Origin of the sequence: Pseudomonas onubensis (assembly GCF_965653655.1) — a bacterium.
Classification (GTDB): Bacteria; Pseudomonadota; Gammaproteobacteria; order Pseudomonadales; family Pseudomonadaceae; genus Aquipseudomonas.
In genome coordinates this window covers 1-21,035 of sequence record NZ_CBFHAZ010000111.1, presented here as the reverse complement: position 1 = coordinate 21,035, position 21,035 = coordinate 1, and the positions used below count along the sequence as shown (strand labels likewise).

The 21,035-nt window shown below is 61.3% G+C and carries 16 protein-coding genes; 11 read left to right on the top strand and 5 right to left on the bottom strand.

Annotated features, from left to right (window positions below):
• Window positions 1–463: 463 nt before the first annotated feature.
• The 4 genes from ACTD9P_RS25310 to ACTD9P_RS25295 all read right to left on the bottom strand — a co-directional run bounded on the left by ACTD9P_RS25310 (window position 464) and on the right by ACTD9P_RS25295 (window position 6,291).
• The gene (locus tag ACTD9P_RS25310; RefSeq protein ID WP_438869832.1) at window positions 464–3,982 is read right to left on the bottom strand and encodes a molybdopterin cofactor-binding domain-containing protein; all 3,519 of its coding nucleotides are present in this window, start codon (window positions 3,980–3,982) and stop codon (window positions 464–466) included.
• The gene (locus tag ACTD9P_RS25305; protein ID WP_438869831.1) at window positions 3,979–4,470 is read right to left on the bottom strand and encodes a (2Fe-2S)-binding protein; all 492 of its coding nucleotides are present in this window, start codon (window positions 4,468–4,470) and stop codon (window positions 3,979–3,981) included. The genes ACTD9P_RS25310 and ACTD9P_RS25305 overlap by 4 nt, the downstream gene beginning before the upstream one ends.
• A 143-nt stretch (window positions 4,471–4,613) precedes the next feature.
• Window positions 4,614–5,048 (bottom strand): MarR family winged helix-turn-helix transcriptional regulator, encoded by a 435-nt coding sequence (locus ACTD9P_RS25300; RefSeq protein ID WP_438869833.1) that lies wholly within the window; start codon window positions 5,046–5,048, stop codon window positions 4,614–4,616.
• A 190-nt stretch (window positions 5,049–5,238) separates the two neighbouring features.
• Window positions 5,239–6,291, bottom strand: coding sequence for a 2,5-dihydroxypyridine 5,6-dioxygenase (locus ACTD9P_RS25295; RefSeq protein WP_138817536.1), 1,053 nt, complete (start codon window positions 6,289–6,291; stop codon window positions 5,239–5,241).
• Window positions 6,292–6,598: 307 nt separating this feature from the next.
• On the opposite strand from ACTD9P_RS25295, the gene ACTD9P_RS25290 reads away from it, so the two are divergent.
• The 6 genes from ACTD9P_RS25290 (at window position 6,599) to ACTD9P_RS25265 (ending at window position 12,832) form a co-directional block, all read left to right on the top strand.
• Window positions 6,599–7,732, top strand: a complete 1,134-nt coding sequence (locus ACTD9P_RS25290; RefSeq protein ID WP_099549879.1) for an FAD-dependent monooxygenase — start codon at window positions 6,599–6,601, stop codon at window positions 7,730–7,732.
• Window positions 7,729–8,529 carry an alpha/beta fold hydrolase gene (locus ACTD9P_RS25285; RefSeq protein ID WP_438869830.1) on the top strand — a complete coding sequence of 267 codons (801 nt, stop codon included), beginning with the start codon at window positions 7,729–7,731 and terminating at the stop codon, window positions 8,527–8,529. The genes ACTD9P_RS25290 and ACTD9P_RS25285 overlap by 4 nt, the downstream gene beginning before the upstream one ends.
• Before the next feature lie 10 nt (window positions 8,530–8,539).
• Window positions 8,540–9,292, top strand: a complete 753-nt coding sequence (locus ACTD9P_RS25280; protein ID WP_219267038.1) for a maleate cis-trans isomerase family protein — start codon at window positions 8,540–8,542, stop codon at window positions 9,290–9,292.
• Between the two features lie 188 nt (window positions 9,293–9,480).
• Entirely contained in the window at window positions 9,481–10,113 is a 633-nt protein-coding gene (locus ACTD9P_RS25275; protein ID WP_438869829.1) for an N-carbamoylsarcosine amidohydrolase, read from the top strand.
• A gap of 290 nt (window positions 10,114–10,403) precedes the next feature.
• Window positions 10,404–11,714, top strand: a complete 1,311-nt coding sequence (locus ACTD9P_RS25270; RefSeq protein ID WP_438869828.1) for an MFS transporter — start codon at window positions 10,404–10,406, stop codon at window positions 11,712–11,714.
• Between the two features lie 29 nt (window positions 11,715–11,743).
• Window positions 11,744–12,832 carry a nucleoside hydrolase gene (locus ACTD9P_RS25265; RefSeq protein ID WP_438869827.1) on the top strand — a complete coding sequence of 363 codons (1,089 nt, stop codon included), beginning with the start codon at window positions 11,744–11,746 and terminating at the stop codon, window positions 12,830–12,832.
• 107 nt (window positions 12,833–12,939) lie between these two features.
• On the opposite strand, the gene pdxR is transcribed toward ACTD9P_RS25265, so the two are convergent.
• Window positions 12,940–14,307 (bottom strand): MocR-like pyridoxine biosynthesis transcription factor PdxR, encoded by a 1,368-nt coding sequence (pdxR, locus tag ACTD9P_RS25260; RefSeq protein ID WP_438869826.1) that lies wholly within the window; start codon window positions 14,305–14,307, stop codon window positions 12,940–12,942.
• Between the two features lie 132 nt (window positions 14,308–14,439).
• Here pdxR and ACTD9P_RS25255 point away from each other — a divergent pair, with 132 nt between their 5' ends.
• The 5 genes from ACTD9P_RS25255 to ACTD9P_RS25235 all read left to right on the top strand — a co-directional run bounded on the left by ACTD9P_RS25255 (window position 14,440) and on the right by ACTD9P_RS25235 (window position 20,591).
• Window positions 14,440–14,916, top strand: coding sequence for a carboxymuconolactone decarboxylase family protein (locus tag ACTD9P_RS25255; protein WP_438869825.1), 477 nt, complete (start codon window positions 14,440–14,442; stop codon window positions 14,914–14,916).
• Complete coding sequence (locus ACTD9P_RS25250; protein WP_438869824.1) at window positions 14,906–15,349, top strand: GNAT family N-acetyltransferase; 444 nt, start codon at window positions 14,906–14,908, stop codon at window positions 15,347–15,349. Before ACTD9P_RS25255 ends, ACTD9P_RS25250 begins: the two co-directional genes overlap by 11 nt.
• Entirely contained in the window at window positions 15,346–15,939 is a 594-nt protein-coding gene (locus ACTD9P_RS25245; protein ID WP_438869823.1) for an FMN-dependent NADH-azoreductase, read from the top strand. The genes ACTD9P_RS25250 and ACTD9P_RS25245 overlap by 4 nt, the downstream gene beginning before the upstream one ends.
• Window positions 15,940–15,998: 59 nt before the next feature.
• A complete protein-coding gene (locus tag ACTD9P_RS25240) occupies window positions 15,999–17,144 on the top strand; it encodes a MalY/PatB family protein (RefSeq protein ID WP_438869822.1) in 1,146 nt (381 codons plus the stop codon).
• A 96-nt stretch (window positions 17,145–17,240) separates the two neighbouring features.
• Window positions 17,241–20,591, top strand: a complete 3,351-nt coding sequence (locus tag ACTD9P_RS25235) for a hypothetical protein (RefSeq protein ID WP_438869821.1) — start codon at window positions 17,241–17,243, stop codon at window positions 20,589–20,591.
• The last annotated feature ends 444 nt before the right edge of the window (window positions 20,592–21,035 follow it).

Below are 21,035 nucleotides of genomic sequence, written 5' to 3'. Positions count from 1 at the left end.
CGGTGGGTCAGTCAATTCATCTGTCTCTGACACACCGCATTCGCGAGCAAGCCCGCTCCCACAATTAGACTGCGTTGCATCAGGTAGACAGGCTTTTGCCTTGCACTTGATCTGGCTCTTGCTTCAACCACTCAGGTCGGCTTACAGGCCGCCGTGCTGTAGATCTTGATCTTGATCTGCTTTTGATCTGAGACGCCGGGTTAGCCGCGCTGGGCCAAGGATGGCCCAGCGCGGCGGCCCACGGATTCAAGCCTTCGTTCTGGCACACCGAGCCCAAGCGAGGTGCCGAGTGGTGGGGCGAGGACCTTTTGGTTACTTTTGACTGGGCCGGCATTCCGGTCCTTGCAAAAGTGACCCGCTGTAAGAGCGCAACCAATAGAAGCCGTTACCGCAGAAATGGATATGTACACCGACAAACCGCTATCGCAGGCAAGCCAGCTCCCACAGTTTTAACCGTGTCCAGTCAATGCGTGCCCGGGTTAGCGCGCAAGTGCGCGACCTTTTGTTCCAGGCCTTTCCATTGCGGCGCATTCGGTGCAAAGCGCGTGCGCAAGTAGTCAACCAGATCCGCCACCTGGCCATTCGACAGGCTGTCCTTGAACCCCGGCATATACCCCAAGTCCCGGGTCGCCGGGCTGCTGATCCCTTGTAAAACCACCTTGATCAAATTATCCGGCTGGTCGCTGAACACATTGGTATTGGTCGCCAACGACGGGCTTACCCCAAACAGCTTCGGCCCCAGGCCATCAGCATGACAGGCTTTACATGAACCTTCGAATACACGTCGGCCATCCGGGTTCGGAACGGCCGCGACCACAACTTGCGCCTCGGCAGTTGCCTCGCCATTGAGCGACGCCAGGTATACCGCCATCGCACGAATATCGGCCTTGGGCAGCTTTGACAATTCACTCACCACCGGCCCCATCGGGCCTGCCGCCACGCCATGGGCATCGGAATAGCCGGTACTCAGGTAGGTAAATAATTGATCTTCGGTCCAAGGCGTCGGCGCCTTGGACAAGCCCGTCAACGCCGGCGCCTCCCAGCCATCAACCATGCCCCCGGCCAGAAAGGATTTACCGCCCTTCTCCGCCCCCATCAGGTTGCGCGGCGAATGGCACGCGGCGCAGTGCCCAAGGCCATTGACCAGGTAATTGCCGCGATTCCATTGCTCACTGCGCTCAGGCTGCGGAGTGATTTCACCCCGGCGCAGGTTCAGCGCATTCCAGCCGGCCATCAGCGCCCGGATATTGAACGGAAAGCGCATGGCATTCGGCGTCGGTGCCTGGCTGACCGGCGCCTGGGACATCAGGTAGGCATACAGCGCCTGCATGTCCGCCTCATTGATATTGCGAAATGCCGTATACGGAAACGCCGGGTACAGATTGCGCCCGTCACGGCCAATACCGTCACGCATCGCCCGCTCGAATGCCGTGTATGACCAGGCGCCGATACCGGTTTTCACGTCTGGCGTGATATTGCTGCTGTACAGCGTGCCGAACGGCGTTTGCATGGCCAGGCCACCGGCATTCACGGCGCCACCCGGCGCGGTATGGCACACCGCGCAATCACCGACCGCCGCCAGCAAGCGCCCGCGTTCCAGGGTGGCCTTGGACCAGGTGCCCGCGCCGGGCGGCGCAATCGGTGCGATTTCAGGGTGAAACGGCCAGGCCGTGGCCAGCACTGCGCCCAAGGTGGCAAAAACCGCACCGAACCACCACTTCCTGCGTTTTTCCGGCGACTTGGCAGGCTCCCCAAGGGTGCCCGCATTCAGCGCCGCCAACACCCGTTCCGGCGTAATCGGCAGCTCGCGAAAGCGAATACCGGTGGCGTCATAGATCGCATTGGCAATCGCCGCCGCACTCGGCACCGAAGCCGACTCGCCGGCGCCCATGGGCGGCTGGTCCTGGCGCGGCATCATCAGCACGTCGATCCTGGGCACTTCGGGGAAGGTCAGGATCGGGTAGCCGCCCCACTCCTTGCTCGCCACCGTCGACTCCTCAAAGGTCACCCGCTCCTTGAGCACACGGCTGGTGGACTGAATCACATTGCCGTGGATCTGGTGCTGCACGCCCGCCGGGTTGATCATCATCCCCGAGTCATGGCCGATCACCACGCGCGTCACCGACACATCGCCGGTGTGTTTGTCGATCGCTACATCCGCCACCCACGCCGCCCACGCCGCGCCGAAACCGGGGAACTTACTGTGGATATAGCGCGCATAGGCAAAGCCGCGACCGCGCAACAGGTGGTCCTCGTTGGCAGTTTGCATCGGCGCCGTGCGCGGTGACCAGTTGGCACGTTCGGCGGTGGATTTGACCAGCTCGATGGCGCGCTCGTCCTTAAGGTAACGCAGGCGGTATTCCACCGGATCGACGCCGGCGGCAAACGCGAGTTCGTCGATATAGGATTCATGCGCAAAGGTGTTGGGCAACGCCGATACGCCGCGCATCCACGAGGCACGCACGATGGGTGCCATGTCGTTGATGGTCACGCGCATATTGTCGATGGCGTAGGGCGGGATCGAGGTGCGGTCGCCCATCTCGAACATCGCCGCCACCGGCTCGACGCGGCCAGTGAGCAACAGCGCCAGGGTCGGCGCGCCGTTGGACGGGTAACTGGTTTCAAAGTCATACGCGGCAATGCTTCCGTCAGCGTTGAGCCCGCCGTCCACATCCATCAACTGCGCGGTGCCCTTGGGTTCCCACAGGTGTTCCTGTTCACGGGTCAGCTGCACCCGCACCGGCTTGCCCACCGCGCGTGACAGCAGCAAGGCATCGGCGCACACATCGTCCGCACAGTTACGCCCGTAACAGCCGGCGGCTTCCATGCGGATCACGTCGATCAGTGCTTCGTCGCACTCCAGCAACCACGCAAGGTCTGCACGCAACAGATGCGGGTTCTGGCTGCCGGACCATACGCGGCTGCCGCTTGCCTGATAATCCGCCACACCGCACGAAGGCCCGATCGAGCCATGCATCTGGTACGGCCACAAATAGCTGCGCGGCATGCGCTGGCTCGCGCCCGCCAAGGCTTCGTCGACATTGCCCTGGTCGACTACCGTGCGGCGTACCCGTGGGTTGTCGCGGATGGCTTGCTCGACATCGCTCATGTCCGGCAAAGCGTTGTTCCACGGTTTCCAGTGCACCTGGAGTGCGTGGGCGGCCTTGATCGCCTGTTCTTCGCGCAACGCCACTACGCCGACAAAATCGCGAATCACCACCACCGCGACGATGCCGGGGATATGCGCGATGGACGCCTCATCCACACTCAGCAAGCTGTTGCCGACAAAATCGCCGCAGTCGAGCCCGGCATACGGTGGGCGTACCACGCGGCCATGGAGCATGTCCGGCACACGCATGTCGTGTACGTACGTCAGCTCGCCGGTGGCCTTGCCGGGGATATCCACGCGCGCGGCGCCCTTGCCTACCAGGCGGTAATCCTCGACAGGCTTTAACGGCGCGCCACCACTGATGCGCAACTGATCATGCTGGCCGCTGACCAGTTCGCCGTAGGTGGTGGTGCGCCCGTCGGCGGCATGCACGACCCCGGCGTCAACCTTGAGGCTGCCCGTGCTCACACCCCAGCGTCCTGCTGCGCGCGCGAGCAAAAAACGCCGTGCTTCAGCGGCCGCGTTACGCAGCGGGATCGCCGAAATCTGCAAGGTCGCACTGGCGATGGTGGCGCCCTGGTTGGGCGCACGCTCGGTATCGCCCAGCACCATCTTGACCTGATCCATGTTCAGATCCAGCTCCTCGGCCACAATCTGCGCCAGCGAGGTGCGAATGCCGGTGCCCAGGTCCACATGGCCGTTAAAGGCATAGACCAGGCCGTCATCGTTCACCACAATGAACAGTCCCAATTCCTTGGGTTTCACGGTCGGTGTGCCGCCCTTGGCTACCGGGCCTGAAGGTGGCAGCACATCATCGACAATCAGCAACACGCCGGTCTTGGCCAGCCATTGGTCACGGGACATATCAGTCATGGTCGGCCCTCCACGCTCAAGAGGTGCGCGGCACGCAGCACGGCGCGCAGGATTTCGATATGGGTGCCGCAGCGGCACAGGTTGCCCGACAGTTCATTGCGCACCTGGGCTTCGCTGGGGTTGGGGTTGCGGTCGAGCAAAGCCTTGGCGGTCATGATCATGCCGTTGAGGCAATAACCGCACTGCGCCGCCTGCTCATCGATAAAGGCTTGCTGCACCGGGTGCGGCGCCTGGCGTGTGCCGAGCCCTTCAAGGGTGACCATCTCGCGCCCGGTTGCACCCGCCAGCGGAAATACGCACGACCGCGCCGCCACGCCATCGATGATCACGGTACACGCGCCGCACTCGCCCAGGCCGCAGCCGTACTTGGGGCCGTTGAGTTGTAGATCATTGCGCAGCACCAACAGCAACGGCGTATCCGCCATGGCACTGACTTCGCGGATCTGGCCGTTGACCTTGAGGGCAACCGTGATAAGTGGGCTGATCATTCGCTTCGCCTGCATCAGTTGATGAAGCAACCACTACACCAAACAGTCAAAAAAAAGCGTCGCGCAGTTGGGGCCTCGCGACACACTTGACACGTGAAGTGACTACTACATGAACTCAGAGCAAAAACAATGCCAGCGCCGGTTTATTCCTGCGGGTCGTCGATCATTTTGCGCAGCAGGAACAGCATCGCCACCCGTTCTGCCGGGTTGAGGTTGCTCATGGTCAGTTCGCTGATCTGCGCAGCGCGCGGCGCGGTTTGCGCGACCAGTTCGGCGCCGGCAGCAGATAAATCGACCACCACCTTGCGCTTGTCCTGAGGGTCCGGCTCCAGGCTAATCAGTTCCTTGGCCTTGAGCCGCTCGACGATACCGCGAATGGTCGCCTGGTCGACGGCCGTGGCCTTGACCAGTTCGGTGAGTGAACTTGCACCCTGATCGCGCAGCGCACACAGGGTGACGAACTGCACGGCGGTGAGCTGCGAGTCGCCGACATTCTGCTGAAAGATCGCCAGGTGGCGCTGGTAGGCCTTGCGCAGCAGGTGGCCAACTTGTTCAGAGAAAACGTAGGAATCAGGCACGGCGTGGCTCGGTGGGTGATTGGCGATGGTGGGCATGATGGCGGGGATGTGCGAATCACTCAAGGATCTAGCTGAAGAAACACATTCACATTGTGGGAGCGGGCTTGCTCGCGAATGCGGTGTGTCAGTCACCGAAGATGTTGACTGAAAAGACGCATTCGCGAGCAAGCCCGCTCCCACATTTGGCTCTTTAGTGTGCCAGGGAGGCTGGTGGTGCAACGACATCGCCGCCAATCACCACCGCCTCATCATCCAGGTACACATCACAATTACGCAGCGGAATATCCATATGGCACGGCGTCTTGCGCGTGCCGCCCACTTCGGTATTCGGCCCGGTGGAGAACAGGAAGTTGCCGTAGAAGGCCCGCGCATCCATGCACATGCCGTCGTTTTTGTCGTGCAAACCCATGGCCGTCCACTGCGCCTTTGGCTGCAAGCCCCAGCCGATATGGGAGATGCCGTACACCTCCGGGTCATTGAAATACTTCATGTAATCGCGCAAGTACTCGGCCTCGAAACCACCGTGGATCCTGGTGATAAAGCCCTTCTCGATCTCCAGGGTGATCTTCTCGCGGGTGTAGGTCTTGAACGGCAGCAGGATGTCGCCGATATCCAGCACCAGCACGCCCTCGGCGGTTTCTTCGTTGGGCCAGGAGAACAGGAAACCACTCGGCCAGTGGTCCCAGCGCCCAGGCTCATCGGCAAATCCGTATTCGGTGACCGACGGATATTGGCCCAGCGCTGCGCGGAAATCACTGCCGGCGCGGGACTTGACGTGGATCGAGCGCGCCTTCTTCAGCAACTGCTCAGCCGCCAGCACGCGCACCTTGTCGGCTTCGGTGGGCAGCATGCGCGCCAACACTTCCGGCGGCTCCACGGCCAGCAGGATGCGCGTGCCGGTCTTGAGGATCTGCTCCTGCTCCGGCGAGTGCAGCAGCATCATGGTGTCGACGATCAGGTCGGCGGCCTCCAACGCGCGCTGGGCCGCGATATTGCCGGTGAGCGCGGTGTCGCCACAGTAGGCGGTCATGTCGTTACCCATGGCCTTGGGGTGGTTGAACGACGGCAGTTCCACCGCATACACCTTGGCCCCCAGGCGCTGCGCCGCGTCCATCGCAGCACGCACGGTACGCGGGTCCGAGTAATGGCTCTTGAGCACGGCGACGCTCTGGGTCGGGTCGACCTTCGACAGTTTCAACACGTGTTCAAACATCTGGGTCAGTTCGCAATCGCTTACCGGCATTTTCCTGTCTCCTGTGGGGCTGCACCAAGTTCAAGCACTGCGCTTCACCCTAGTGCATTTTTATAGTGTGTACGCCAATTAATAACGATAAGACCCGAATTGAAGACGAACTGCAAGTAGCACACCAAAACGTTACCAAACCACACAACCACAACAAATAAAGGCTATAAACCGTTACACAGGATAAATATGGCCAAAAAATAAAATTGTGGAAGCGGGCTTCCCATTTTAAAAAATGAGCGTATACACTTTAAAAACCTTGCGGACAGATGCCGCCGAAAATCAAAAAGAGAGAGGTTCACGCCCCATGGGAAGCACACAAAAAATCGCCATCGTCGGTGCCGGCCTGGGCGGTGCGGCGGCAGCCACCCTGCTGCAACAAGCCGGTTTCGATGTCGATATCTATGAACAGGCGCCGGAGTTTTCCCGCTTGGGTGCAGGCATCCACATGGGGCCTAACATCATGAAAATCTTCCGCCGCATGGGCATCGAAAAACAGCTGGACCTGATGGGCTCGCACCCCGAGCACTGGTTCAGCCGTTGCGGCGAAAGCGGTGACTACCTCTCGCGTATTCCACTCACCGGCTACGGCGCTTCCTACATCACCGTGCACCGTGGCGACTTGCATGCATTGCAGATGTCGACCCTCAAGCCCGGCACCCTGCACTTCAACAAGCGCCTGGAAACCCTCGAAGAAACCGACACCCAGGTGCGCCTGACCTTTGCCGACGGCGAAGTGACCTACGCCGACATCGTGATCGGTGCCGATGGCATCAACTCCAGGATCCGTGAAGAGCTGCTCGGCGTGGAGAAACCGTTGTACAGCGGCTGGGTCGCGCACCGCGCGCTGATCCGTGGCGACCAGTTGGCCAAGTACGACTTGAAGTTCGAAGATTGCATCAAGTGGTGGACCGAGGACCGCCACATGATGGTCTACTACACCACCGGCAAACGCGACGAGTACTACTACGTGACCGGCGTGCCCCATGCCGAATGGGACTTCCAGGGCGCGTTCGTGGACAGCAGCCGCGAAGAGATGTTCGACGCCTTCAAGGGCTACCACCCCACCGTGCAGGCGCTGATCGAGTCCACCGAAAGCGTGACCAAATGGCCGTTGCGCAACCGTAACCCGTTGCCGCTGTGGAGCCGTGGCCGCCTGGTGTTGCTGGGCGACGCTTGCCACCCGATGAAACCGCATATGGCCCAGGGTGCCGGCATGGCCATTGAAGACGCGGCCATGCTCACCCGCTGCCTGCAGGAAACCGGCATCAGCGACTACCGCACGGCGTTCCAGCTCTACGAAGCCAACCGCAAGGAACGCGCGTCCCGCGTACAAGCGGTGTCCAATGCCAACACCTGGCTGCGCACCCAGGAAGACCCGGCCTGGGTCTACGGTTATGACCTGTACGCCCAGGAACTGAAATCGGGGGTGGCCGCGTGAGCACCTTCCTGTATGGCGCCAATGTGCAAGCCAATGGCATTCGCCAGCACTACCTGCGCTACGGCGGCAAAGGCCCGGCGCTGATTTTGATCCCGGGCATCACCAGCCCGGCGATTACCTGGGGTTTTGTGGCTGAGCGCCTTGGCGCACAGTTCGACACCTACGTGCTGGATGTGCGCGGGCGCGGGTTGTCGTCCACCGGGCCGGAACTGGACTACAGCGCAGACACCTGCGCCGAGGATATTGGCGCGTTTGCCGATGCACTTGGTCTGGATAGCTACCACCTGGTCGGCCATTCCATGGGCGCACGGTTTGCCGTGCACAGCGCGGTCAAGCATCCCCAAGGCGTGAACCGCGTGGTGCTGATCGATCCGCCAGTGTCCGGCCCCGGCCGCCGTGAATACCCGAGCAAATTGCCGTGGTACGTCGACTCGATCCGCCAATCGCTGGTCGGCATGGACGCTGATGCGATGCGCTCTTTCTGCGCCACCTGGACCGTCGAGCAACTGCAGCTGCGCGCCGAATGGCTGCACACCTGTTATGAGCCCGCCATCGTGCGCGCCTTCAATGACTTCCACACGGTCGACTTCCACCAGCACCTGCCCAAGCTTCAGGCCCCTGCCCTGTTGATGGTGGCCGGGCGCGGCGGGGTGATCCTGGATGAAGACATCGCCGAAATCCAGGACCTGCAACCGGCTATCCGGGTCGCCCGCGTGCCGAACGCCGGGCACATGATTCCTTGGGATGACCTTGAGGGCTTTTTTACCGCCCTCGACGGCTTCCTCACACAACAATAAGGGAACCACCATGCTCAAGCCTTACCGCATCGGCCAGATCGTGCCGAGTTCGAACACCACCATGGAAACCGAGATCCCGGCGATGCTTAACGCGCGCCAGGCGATCCGCCCCGAACGCTTTACCTTCCACTCCAGCCGCATGCGCATGAAGCAGGTGCGCAAGGAAGAACTGGCGGCCATGGACGGCGAGTCCGACCGCTGCGCCATCGAGCTGTCCGATGCCAAGGTCGATGTGCTGGGTTATGCCTGCCTGGTGGCGATCATGGCCATGGGCCTGGGTTACCACCGCAACTCCGAACAGCGCCTGCGTAAAGCCACCGCTGACAACGACGCCAACGCCCCGGTGATCACCAGCGCCGGCGCCTTGATCGAAGGCTTGAAAGTGATGGGCGCCAAGCGCATCGCCATCGTCGCGCCGTATATGAAGCCGCTGACCGAGCTGGTGGTGAACTACATCCGCGAAGAAGGCTTTGAGGTGGTGGACTGGCGCGCCCTGGAGATCCCCGACAACCTCGAAGTCGCGCGCCACGACCCGGCCAACCTGCCGGCCATCGTCGCCGGCATGAACCTGGAAGGTGTGGACGTGATTGTGCTCTCCGCCTGTGTGCAGATGCAGTCGCTGCCGGTGGTGGCCAAGGTTGAAGCACAAACCGGCAAACCGGTGCTCACCGCCGCCATCGCCACCACCTACGCGATGCTCAAGGCGTTGGACCTGGAACCTATCGTGCCCGGCGCCGGTGCCCTGCTCTCTGGCGCTTACTGACACTTTTGGCGAATGAGCTTATGTGGTGAATGAGCTTGTTGTGGCGAGCGAGCTTGCTCGCGCTGGGCTGCGAAGCGGCCCCAAAAAAGCGGGAGCGCTGCGCACTCCAGCGCGAGCAAGCTCGCTCGCCACATAAGCTCGCTCATCACTACACGCTCGCTCGCCACACAAAAATGAGGGTTGAAAGAATGAGTGAACAATCCGCCGACGCCAATTATCAGGGTGTCTGGGGCAATCGCATCGGCTTCGGCAAAAAATCCGCGCTGCTGATGATCGACTTTATGCAGGGTTACACCAGCGAAGGCGCGCCGCTGTATGCCCCCGAAGTGGTGGTGGCCGTGGCCGAAAGCGTCGAGTTGCTGGCCACTGCTCGCCGGCACGGGATTACGGTGGTGCACACCAATATCCGCTACCATCCCGGCCATTTCGCCGACGGCGGTATCTGGGTCAAGAAGGCGCCGGTGATGAAAGACATGGTCGAGGGCAACCCGCTCGCGGCGTTCTGCCCCGAGGTGTTTCCGCAGGCGGATGAAGTGGTGATCACCAAGCAATACGCCAGTGCGTTTTTCGGCAGCAGCCTGGCCCCGATGCTGCACGCCCAAGGCATCGACACTGTGGTGCTGGCCGGCTGTTCCACCAGCGGCTGCATCCGCGCCACGGCGGTGGATGCGGTGCAGCATGGGTTTCGCACCATCGTCGTGCGCGAATGCGTCGGCGACCGACACCCGGCGCCCCATGCAGCCAACTTGTTTGATATTGATAGCAAGTATGGCGACGTGGTGAGCAAGCAGGAGGCGATGAGCAAGTTCAGGGAGCAATAAGGATTCAATAGGAACCACGACAAAGAGCGTGGTCCGGAAAAACTGAGCGCCCCAGCTTGGAATGCAATTGAATGTGGGAGCGGGCTTGCTCGCGAAGGCAATGTGTCAGTCATAGAGATGGCACCTGATACACCGCTTTCGCGAGCAAGCCCGCTCCCACACTTGATCACCTCCAACAGGGACACCTCAATCTTCTGACACTGCCTTTGGATGTCGCTTTTACAGCACTCCGAAGTGCTGGAAAAAAGCGGCTGTATAAAAACCATAAGTCACCGCCAGGAGACACCCCAATGCCCATTGCGAATGCAGCGCCCGCGACCACGGTCGCCGACCCCGTTACCACGCTCTACCACAAGATCACCTGGAAGCTGATTCCGTTCCTGTGTTTCTGCTACCTGGCCGCCTACCTGGACCGCATCAACATCGGCTTCGCCAAGTTGCAGATGCTCGACCAGTTGCACTTCAGCGAAACCGCGTTCGGCCTCGGTGCCGGGTTGTTTTTCGTCGGCTATATCATCTTTGAAGTGCCCAGCAACCTGGTACTTGAACGGGTCGGCGCGAAGATCTGGATCGCGCGCATCATGATCACCTGGGGCCTGCTCTCGGCCTGCACCATGCTGGTCACCTCCACCACCCAGTTCTACATCCTGCGCTTTCTACTCGGCGCCGCCGAAGCGGGCTTTTTGCCGGGCGTCTTGTATTACCTGACCACCTGGTTCCCGACGCACCGACGCGGGCGCATCATCGCGCTGTTCATGATCGGCTTGCCGCTCTCCAGCGTGATCGGCGGCCCGCTGTCGGGCTGGATCATGGGCCACTTCGACAACATGGGCGGCCTGCGTGGCTGGCAATGGCTGTTCCTGATCGAAGCGGTGCCCAGCGTCCTGCTTGGCGTGCTGACCTTCTGGGCCTTGCCCAATTCCTTTCAGCAGGCCAAATGGCTGTCGGACGAAGAAAAAGCCTTGCTGGAAAGCGAACTGCGCAAGGACGACGCCGACGCCACCGGCAGCAAGCACAGCTTCCGTGACGGCTTCTTCAACCTCAAGGTGTGGATGCTCGGCGGTATCGACTTTTCGATCTTGCTCAGCGCCTATGCCATGGGTTTCTGGATGCCGACTTTCATTCGCAATGCCGGGGTGACCGACACCTTCCACATCGGCGTGCTCACTGCATTGCCAAGCGTTGCGGCATTGCTGGGCATGCTGCTGATCGGCGCCAGCTCCGACAAACACCGCGAACGCCGCTGGCACATCATCGTGCCGTTCTTCATCGGCGCAGCGGCGATGGCTACCAGCACGTTCTTTACCCACAGCGTGGTCGCCACCGTGTTGTTGTTCGCCATCGCGTCAGCTGCGATCATCGGCGCCGTGCCGGTGTTTTTCAGCCTGCCGGCAACCTTCCTCAAAGGCACCGCAGCGGCGACCGGCTTTGCCCTGGCCTGTTCGGTGGCGAATATCGCAGGCCTGGTCAGCAACTCGTTGATGGGGGTTGCGATCGACGTCACCGGCAGCAGTGCGGGTGCCTTGTGGTTTTTCGCCGGCTGCCTGATCCTCAGCAGCTTCCTGGTCATCGCCTTGCCGGCGAAACTGGTGAACCGTTAACAACAACAATTTTCTGCGGATGAATCACCATGCAAGGTTTTCTTAAAAGCTGCGCGTTGCTTGTCGCCGTCGGCCTGTGTGCCGGTACTGCGCAGGCAGCGCAACCCGCGCCGGAAAAAGTCATCTTCGACACCGACTTCAACGTGCTCAATGATGACGGCCAGGCCTTTATCATGCTCGCGCAGTTGCACGCGCAAAAACGCATCGAGCTGCTGGGCATGACGCTGGTCAGCGGCAATGCCTGGGTCGACCAGGAACAGGTCGACGCCCTTAAGGCGGTAGAGCGCATGGGCGTGGAAAAACAGGTCGGCGTCTACTCCGGCGCCGCCTACCCGTTGCTGCATGACTACGCCACTTACGAAGCGGAAAAAGCCTTGTTTGGTTCGGGCTGGCCGGGCGCGTTCAAAAACCCGCGCCCGACATTGCCCTCGCAGCTGGTCGCGCCACCGGATGGCCTGGCGAAGCACACCCAACTGCGCAGTGAAACCGCCGCGCAGTTCATCGTACAAAGCGTCAGGGCCAACCCACACCAGGTGACGATTCTGGCCGTCGGCCCGCTGACCAACATCGCCCTGGCGATTCGCTCGGCGCCGGACATCGTGCCGCTGATCAAGCGCATCGTGTACATGGGCGGTGCCCTGGAGATTCCGGGCAACACCACGCCAGCGGCGGAATTCAACTGGTGGTTCGACCCGGAGGCCGCGAAGATTGTGTTGCGCTCACCCATCGAGCACGTGATTTTCCCCAACGATGTGTGTGAGAAAGTCACCTTCGACAAATCGGTGTACCAGCGCGTGATAGCCCACAAGGGCGCGATTGCCGACCTCTACACACACGAATTCGGGCCACTGTTCGACAAAGACCCGAACTACCACAGCTTTACCTGGGACAGCTTGCCGGCGCTGTTTCTGGTGAGCCCGCAGATCGTGACTGAATCTCGCGACCTGTGGGTGGATGTGGACGCCACGTTCGGCGCCGACTACGGCCGGGCGCTGGGCTACAAAAAAGGCGCGCCGGTGGGCACGCAAAAAGCCAAGGTGGTGTTTGGCGTCGATCAGCAGAAATTCTGGGATGGCTATGTCAACCTTGTAACCTTGCCAACCCCCGTAAAACCCTGACGGTTTAAAGCTGAACACGATCTAACTGTGTGGGCGGGCTTGCTGTGGCGAGCAAGCTTGCTTGCGCTGGGGTGCGAAGCGCCCCCAAAAAAGCCGGCTCCCACATTTTACGGGTGACATACCCGCAGTATATGCAACAGACTCAATCCCAGCTCATTGGCCTGTTCCGCCGTTGCCACATTGGTAAAGCCCATCAACAAACCCTGCCCACCTCCCGGCTCAAGGGTCCAGGACGACAAGGCGTTAACCGCCAACCCCGCCTCATTGGCGGCTTCGGCAACCACGCGATCCGCAACAGGCACCAGCAACCGCGCCAACAGGTTAATCCCCCCGGCCTGTTCATCCACGCGTAAAAAATCCGCGCAATGCAGTTGCAACGCCGCCACCAAAAAGCCCCTTCGCAGCGCATACAACTGACGCATCTTCTTCAAATGCCGGGTGAAGTGGCCCTGCTCGAGAAAATCCGCCGCCGTCAGTTGCAACAACTGCGCACCGCGCTGCTGCAAGGCCTCGGCGCTGCGCCCAAACACCTCCACCAATGCCGCCGGCACCACCAGATAGCCCAGGCGCAAGCCCGGAAACAGCATTTTGCTGAAGCTCCCGGCATGGATCACCCGGTCGTGCACATCCTGGCTCTTGAGCGCCGCCAATGGCTGGCCCTGGTAGCGAAACTCACTGTCGTAATCATCCTCCAGCACCCAACTGCCCTGCGCTTGTGCCCAGGCCAGCAAGGCCTGGCGCCGCGCCAGGCTCAACGCCACACCCAGCGGGCTCTGGTGTGCCGGCGTCACAATCGCCAGCCGCGCCTGCCGATCACGCTGGATGCCCTGCTCAACATCCAGCCCTTCACGGTCGACCGGTACCGGCACCAGCTCAACCCCTTGATGAATCAACAACTGCCGTGCATGCACGTAGCCTGGGTCTTCGTACCAGCAACGCTGCCCGGCCATTTGCAGTGCATCGCACAACAGCGTCAGCGAGCCGGCATACCCCGAACAGATAAATACCTGTTGGGGCGTGCACTCCACGCCCCGGTACAACGCGAGATAACTGGCAATCGCCACGCGCAACGCCAGGGCGCCGCGCACGTCGCCCATGGCCAGGCTGTCGGCGTCGGTGCGGCGTACCTGCTGGGTAACCAGCCGCGCCCAGAGCTTGCGCGGGAAGGCATCCAGCGCCGGCTGGCCCATTTGCAAGGCTAGCGGCGCGGATGTCGGCGGCGGTGCAGGCGGTGGGGGCTTCATCGCCACTTGCGGCAATGTTCGCGCAATCACGGTGCCCGCCTGCCCACGCGCCTCGAAAAAACCCTCGCTGACCAGCAGCTGGTAAGCCGCCTCCACGGTCCCGCGGGCGATCTTGAGTTCCAGCGCCAGGCTGCGCACCGACGGCACCCGATCACCGGGGCAGAGTTGGCCCTGGTCGATGGCCAGGCGGAAGCGGCGGTAGATTTCCTGATATTTGGGCAATGACGACATCACAAGGGGCTCGGCAGGGCGACAAGGTGGAGTCTGATCATGTCCCAACCCACTTGTCCAATCATGCCCCTGTCGAGCGACCCTGCCACCACCGAAAATGGCGCATCTCTTAACGCAACCCAAGGATCTCCCATGGAACACCGTCTCGATTACGGCCACGCCGCCCCTGTTGGTTACAAGGCCCTGGGCGCCGTGCACAGCTATGTGCATGGCTGCGGCCTGGAGAAAGAACTGATTGAACTGGTGTACCTGCGGGTTTCGCAGCTCAACAGCTGTGCCTATTGCCTGGACTCCCATTCCCGCGACCTGCTCAAACAAGGCGTGAGCCTGGAAAAGATCATGCTGCTGGCCGCCTGGCATGAAGCCCTGCCGCTGTTCACCGTGCGTGAACAAGCCGCCCTGGCCTGGGCCGAAGTGGTCACCCAGGTGGCGCAAACCCACGTACCGGACGCCAACTACGCCGCCGTGGCCGCAGTGTTCAACGACAAGGAAGTCGCCGACCTGACCCTGGCCATTTCCTTGATGAACGCCCTGAACCGCGTGGCCATCAGCTTTCGCAAAGTACCCGCGGCGGTCAAGGCACACCTGGAGAACCTCAATGACCAATGAGCCCATCGAATTCGCCCTTATGGAAACCGAGGCCGACTGCGTTGCAAGCTTTGCCGTGATGCAGCAACTGCGCCCGCACCTGACCGACGCTGCCAGCTTCGCCGCCCAGGTTCAGCGCCAACGCCAGAACGGCTATCACCTGCTGGCCGCGCGCGAACACAGCAAGGTCGTTGGCCTGGCTGGCTACCGCCTGACCGAAAACACCCTGTACGGCGAGTTTATCTACGTCGATGACCTGGTGGTGGACGCCACCTTGCAGCGCCGACGCCTGGGCGAGCAGTTGCTCGACCGGGTCCGCGCAGAAACCCGCGCACGCGGTTATCGTTACCTGGTGCTGGACACCGGCCTGCATATGGCCCTGGCCCAGCGCTTCTACTTTCGCCAAGGCCTGCTGCCACGGGGCATGCACTTTTCCCAGGACCTGAGCCAATGACCCGCGCCCTGCTCCTCAGCTTCAGCCCCCACGGCAAGGCCGCACAGACCTTCAAGCTGGCCCGTGCTCTGCTCAACGACCTGGTGCCTGGCGCCGAGGTTATCGAGCGCGACTATGGTAGCCAGACACTGGCGCCGCTGACCCGTGAATACGCGAACGCGCTCACCACTCCTGGCGGCTTGAGTGGCAGCGCCACGGCCTTGTCGGAACAGTTGATCGTCGAGCTGGAAGCCTGCGACCTGTTGATCGTCTGCACACCGGTGCACAACTTCACCGTGCCGGCGGCGTTGAAGGTCTGGATCGACCATGTGGTGCGCATCCATCGCAGTTTCACCGTGAATGCGCAGTTCGAGAAAGTCGGGTTGCTCAAGGACCGGCGCACCTTCGTGCTGGTCAGCAGCGGCAATGCGCGCAAGGGGCATGAGCCGGACTTTCTTACACCTTACATGACCACCATCCTGTCTACGGTGGGCATCCACTCGGTAGATTTTGTGTATCTGGGCGCCATGGTGAGGGGTGAAGAAGCGGTCGCCCGGGCCGTGGAGCAGGCACATCGGCAACTGTCGGCGGCAATCAGCACTGGCCTATAAAATTAATGGCGCTAGAATCAGCGCCATTCTTGCACCTGCCTCCCTGATACGAGCCACCCATGAGCTTTGATTTCGACACGATCCACCCCCGCCAAGGCACCGGCAGCACCAAGTGGAACCGTTACCCGCAAGACGTTCTGCCGATGTGGATCGCCGACATGGATATCGCCGCGCCACCTGCCGTACTGCAAGCCCTGCATGCGCGTCTCGACCAACAGGTACTGGGCTATAGCGTAGCGGGCGCGGATGTGCGCGAAGCGATCATCGCAGACCTGTGGGCCAAGTACGCCTGGCGCGTACAGCCTGAAGAGTTGCTGTTCCTGCCCGGTGTCGAGCCCGGTTTCAATATGGCCCTGCATGCGTTCGTCAATCCGGGCCAGCCCGTGGTGCTGCAAACCCCGAACTACCGGCCGATTCGCCTGGCACCCGGGCACTGGAACCTGCCGCGTATCGAAGTGCCGTTCGAGTTGCGTGGCAGCGAGTACATCACGCCCATGCCCGCCATGCGCCAGGCGCTGAAGGGTGCCGGTGCGCTGCTGCTGAGCAACCCGCACAACCCGGTGGGCAAGGTCTTTACCCGTGAAGAACTGTTAGCCGTGGCCAACGCCTGCGTGGAAAACGGTGCACTGATCATCAGTGACGAAATCCATGCCGAGCTGTGCTTTGACGGCCGTCGCCATATTCCCACCGCCAGCCTCAGCCCCGAAATCGCCCAACGCACCATCACCCTGATGTCCGCGAGCAAGGCCTATAACGTCGCCGGCCTGAAGACCTGCTTTGCCGTGGTGCAAAATGCCGAGGTGCGCGAGCGCTTCAACTCTGCCCGTTGCGGCATGGTCGACAGCGTCAGCCCGTTGGGCCTGGAAGCTACCCGCGCCGCCTACAGCCAGTGCAGCGAATGGCTGGATGCGCTGGTGCAGTACCTGCAAGCCAACCGCGACTACCTGCTGCACGCCGTGCAAACCCGTTTGCCCGGCGTGGTGATGCACGCGCCACAAGGCACCTACCTTGCCTGGCTGGATTGCAGCGCCCTGGGCCTTGCCGACCCGCAGCAGTTCTTCCTGGACCAGGCCAAGGTCGGCCTGAGCGCAGGCATCGAGTTCGGTGATGACAGCCAGCAATTCGTGCGCCTGAACTTCGGTTGCCCACGATCGATGCTCGAAGAGGGTTTGCAGCGCATGGAACGTGCACTGCGTCACCGCTAAAACGCATTTCACAACTTTTCGCAACGAGTGCCGAACCCTGCTGTTACTGTTTTTGCCGACCCGTCCCACCGGCAACAACAGCAGGAGTTCCATGGCATGTCGACCCAGCCACTTGATCGCTCGTCCGAGCCCAAAAGCCTTCCGCGCACGCCATCAACATCGGGCGAAGCGTTTGCTGTGTTGCTCAAGAACAGCGCCCATAAAAAAGTCGAAACCCATGACAAGCCGCCATCGGGGCTCGAAGCGAGCAAAAAAGACGGTTATGAACTCGCCGCCAAGGACGCTACCCCGCCTGCGGCCCTGGCCGACTACAAGGCCATCGGCCCGCCCGATGAAGTCGGCCCGGGACTGATTCGTTATGAAACCCAGGACGGCAAGAAGGTCATCGTCAGCGAGCACGACAGCCCGGAGTTGTTCAAGCAGGTCAGCCAGGACTTCAAGTCACTCTCGGGCGTGGTCGCCAGCCAGAACGCCGGTTATCAGAGCCTGGGCGCCGAAGGCACGGCGCCGGGTGCACTGGCCGATTACAAAGCCCTCGGCCCGCCGGATGAAACCGGCCCCGGCGTGATCCGCTACGAGACCCAGGACGGCAGCAAGTTCGTGATCAGCCAGCGTGACAACCCCGAGGCGTTCCAAAAGGCCAAAGAGGCCTATGAAAGTTTTACCGGCCTTTCCAGCAGTGAGGATGCCGGTTACCGTCGCGCCACCGACAACGAAGTATGGCCACCCTACGGCGGCACGGCGGCAGGCCCGGTGGACGAGGTTGGCCCCGGGCTGATCCGCTACGAAAGCAACGGCGAAAAAGTCGTCGTCGCCCGTGAAGACAACCCCAAGTTGTTCGACTACCTGGCGGGCCTCAACGCGGTGTACTCCGACCCCGGCAAAAAAGCCGTGATTGAGGGCGAACTGAACAACGGTGCGGCCCTGGCCGACGCCAACACACCCGTACCGGGCCTCAACGACTACAAGAACTTCAGCTGGAACAACGACCAGAAAGACAGCGTCCTCACCTACGAACTACAGGACGGCACCAAGGTGGTGGTGTCTGCAGACGTCAGCCCGGAGCTGTTCAAAAGCGTGGCCACGGCCAACGACACTTGGGCCAAGATCCACACCAGTGAAGACGCCGGCTACAAACTGGCCGGCCCAAATGACTTCCTGAAAAATACCGACATCACCTTCGGCTCTCCCGATGAACTGGGCGACGGCCTGATCCGCTATGAAACCAGCGAAGGCAAGGTCATCGTCTCCAAGGAACTGAGCCCGCAGCTCTACGATGACGTGCTGGCCAAATGGGAAGCCTTCAGCGCCAGTTCCATTGACGACACTCGCACCAAGCACAACCTGCCCAAAGCCGGTGACCTGGATGTGCTGAACATGGACACCGGCGTGCATTCGGACCCCAAGGACGACAAGTCGCCGACCATGAGCGTCAGTGAGTTGGCCACCACCCAACTGATCGACACCTACCGCGCCGGCGTCAAGGACGGTTCGATCCCCAAGGATGACCCACGGGCCAAGCTGGTGCGCGCCCTGGAAGCCCAGGCCGCGTACCAGAACGGCCATGGCATCACCGGCTACGAAGAAGCCAAACGCCCGTTCAACACCACCTGGCGCGAGTCGGATGACAAGCAGACCGAGCTGAGCTCGGCCGACATGCACGACATCATCGACGGCAAGGCCGTGCAAAAGCAGATCGGCGAGCTGTTCAACGACCCGACCATCCAGGCCGACTACAAGTCGAAAATGGACGACGCGCTCAACAAGCTGCCGAACAAGGATGAGGTCAAGCAGAAGCTGCTCGACCTCACCGCCAACCCCGATTACGTGCTGTACCTCAAAGACCTGCAAGACCAGGGCAAGGCCAGCGACGCGCAAAAAGACTTGAGCGATACGCTGACTTCGCTGTCGCTGTTCGACCCCGAGGCCGCCAGCAAGGCCGCGCAGAATATCCAGGCCGACGGCTTGACCACCGACCTCAATGCGATCCTCTCGGACCCGAGCAAAATCTCCGACGACAACAAGGAGTTGGCGACCAAAGACTTGTTCGGCCTGCTCAAGGGCGTGCTCAAGGGCAACCTGCTCGACCTGCCACGCCGCACCCAGGAAACCCTGGAAAAATTCCTCAACGAGGGGCTGCAAGGCAAGGAGAAATCCGCCGGCGTCACCAAGGCCCTGGAAGAACTCGGCGAGGTCTACAAGAACAGCGGCACCATCAGTGAAGCCGACGTTAAAAAAGCCCTGAGCAAACCCTACATCGCCGTGGCGGATCGCGGCATGCTCGGCGAGGTGTTCAACACCCTCAACAGCAAAGGCATTCTCGGCTCCCTGGGCGCCGGTGTGACGCTGTTTTCAGCGATATACCAACTGGTGGGCAAAGGCGGCAAGCTCGGCGAAACCCCGGCGCAGCGCATGAGCATCGCCAAGGACTTTTTGAGTTTTGCCGGTGGCTCCAGCCACTTCGTACGCCTGGGTGACAAGATCGGCGAGACGCTCGGCAAAGGCGGCCTGGTGGACTTCCTGGGCCTGGACAAAACCTTGCCGGAAATCTGGGGCAAGGAAGGCGTGACCGGCAAAATGCTCGATTTTGGCCCTGGCGGCGAAGTCGACGCCAAGGTCAGCAAGGAAATTTCTGCGGCCCTGGATGCCGTGCCCGACAGTCAGTACGACGGCATCGGCAAGTTGTTTGGCGAAGGCGACACGGCGGTCAAGCAAGCCACCGATGGCCTGGCCACGCACCTGGATGACGGCCTGGCTGCCGCCGGTGCAGCCAAGTTGGGCGCGTCCAAGTCGGCGAAAATCGCCGGTTCCGTGATCAAGGTGCTCGGTCCGGCCACGGACATTGCCGGGGGTTTTGCCGATATCGTGCTCGGCGCCTTGGCGATCAAGAGCGGCGTCGCCAGCAAAGACCCGCTGGCCCAGGCGGCCGGCGGCCTGCAAGTGGCCGGCGGCGCGTTCGGTGCCTCGGCCGGGGTACTCGGTGCGGCGGCGCTGTTCGGCGCAGGCACGGCAGCGGCATTGACCGGGCCGTTGTTCCTGGTGGGCGTGGTGCTGGCGGTGGTGGGTGGGATCATCGGTTACTTTGTCGACCACAACAAAAAGCAGAAGGCTACCAATGCGGAAAACGATTGGTATCGTGGTTTGGCCAACGACGGTTTATTGCAAAACGACTGGGCGGAAAAGGTCGAGTACGCCCACTACGAAATCCACCACTACCACGGCCGCGACACGCCGACCGACGACAGTATCTTTCGCTTCCAGCAATCGGAATGGCAGCACTTCGAGGAGACGCCGGGTAAAGGTGGCTCGTCGAGTAATCGGCTGGATGGGGATTTGCACAAGCACTACGAAGACCCGAACACACCGCCGAGGAATTTGCCCAGCGATGCGCCACCGGACAAACCGCAGCCGCATCAGCCGGGTGGCGGTGGCCCGCGCATTAACTGATGCATTGAGCAGGCTCCCACACATCAATGTGGGAGCTGGTCAGTGTGGGAACTGGCTTGCCTGCGATAGCGGTTTTTCGGTGTACATATCCGTTATTTTTGTAACGGCGGCCTGTGGTTCCGCTCTTACAGCGGGTCACTTTTGGCAAACGCCCGGAATGCCGGCCCAGCCAAAAGTAACCAAAAGGTCTGTGCCCCACCACTCGGTGCCTCGCCTAGGCTCGGCATGCACGCACTTCGGCCATCGTGGTTAACGGGGCGTCTCAGATCAAGATCTACAGCACGGCGGCCTGAAAGCCGACCTGAGTGGTTGAAGCAAGAGCCAGGTCAAGTGCAAAGCAACACCCTATCTACCTGATGCAACTGGGTCTAAATGTGGGAGCGGGCTTGCTCGCGAAGGCGGTGGGTCAGTCAATTCATCTGTCACTGACACACCGCATTCGCG

Bases quoted from the DNA above. Each gene is read 5' to 3' on its own strand.
- ACTD9P_RS25275 (WP_438869829.1), top strand. From the start codon at position 9,481: ATGAGTGAACAATCCGCCGACGCCAATTATCAGGGTGTCTGGGGCAAT.
- ACTD9P_RS25235 (WP_438869821.1), top strand. From the start codon at position 17,241: ATGTCGACCCAGCCACTTGATCGCTCGTCCGAGCCCAAAAGCCTTCCG.
- ACTD9P_RS25240 (WP_438869822.1), top strand. From the start codon at position 15,999: ATGAGCTTTGATTTCGACACGATCCACCCCCGCCAAGGCACCGGCAGC.
- ACTD9P_RS25255 (WP_438869825.1), top strand. From the start codon at position 14,440: ATGGAACACCGTCTCGATTACGGCCACGCCGCCCCTGTTGGTTACAAG.
- ACTD9P_RS25245 (WP_438869823.1), top strand. From the start codon at position 15,346: ATGACCCGCGCCCTGCTCCTCAGCTTCAGCCCCCACGGCAAGGCCGCA.
- ACTD9P_RS25295 (WP_138817536.1), bottom strand. From the start codon at position 6,291: ATGCCGGTAAGCGATTGCGAACTGACCCAGATGTTTGAACACGTGTTG.
- ACTD9P_RS25265 (WP_438869827.1), top strand. From the start codon at position 11,744: ATGCAAGGTTTTCTTAAAAGCTGCGCGTTGCTTGTCGCCGTCGGCCTG.
- ACTD9P_RS25305 (WP_438869831.1), bottom strand. From the start codon at position 4,470: ATGATCAGCCCACTTATCACGGTTGCCCTCAAGGTCAACGGCCAGATC.
- ACTD9P_RS25280 (WP_219267038.1), top strand. From the start codon at position 8,540: ATGCTCAAGCCTTACCGCATCGGCCAGATCGTGCCGAGTTCGAACACC.
- pdxR (WP_438869826.1), bottom strand. From the start codon at position 14,307: ATGTCGTCATTGCCCAAATATCAGGAAATCTACCGCCGCTTCCGCCTG.
- ACTD9P_RS25290 (WP_099549879.1), top strand. From the start codon at position 6,599: ATGGGAAGCACACAAAAAATCGCCATCGTCGGTGCCGGCCTGGGCGGT.
- ACTD9P_RS25310 (WP_438869832.1), bottom strand. From the start codon at position 3,982: ATGACTGATATGTCCCGTGACCAATGGCTGGCCAAGACCGGCGTGTTG.
- ACTD9P_RS25270 (WP_438869828.1), top strand. From the start codon at position 10,404: ATGCCCATTGCGAATGCAGCGCCCGCGACCACGGTCGCCGACCCCGTT.
- ACTD9P_RS25250 (WP_438869824.1), top strand. From the start codon at position 14,906: ATGACCAATGAGCCCATCGAATTCGCCCTTATGGAAACCGAGGCCGAC.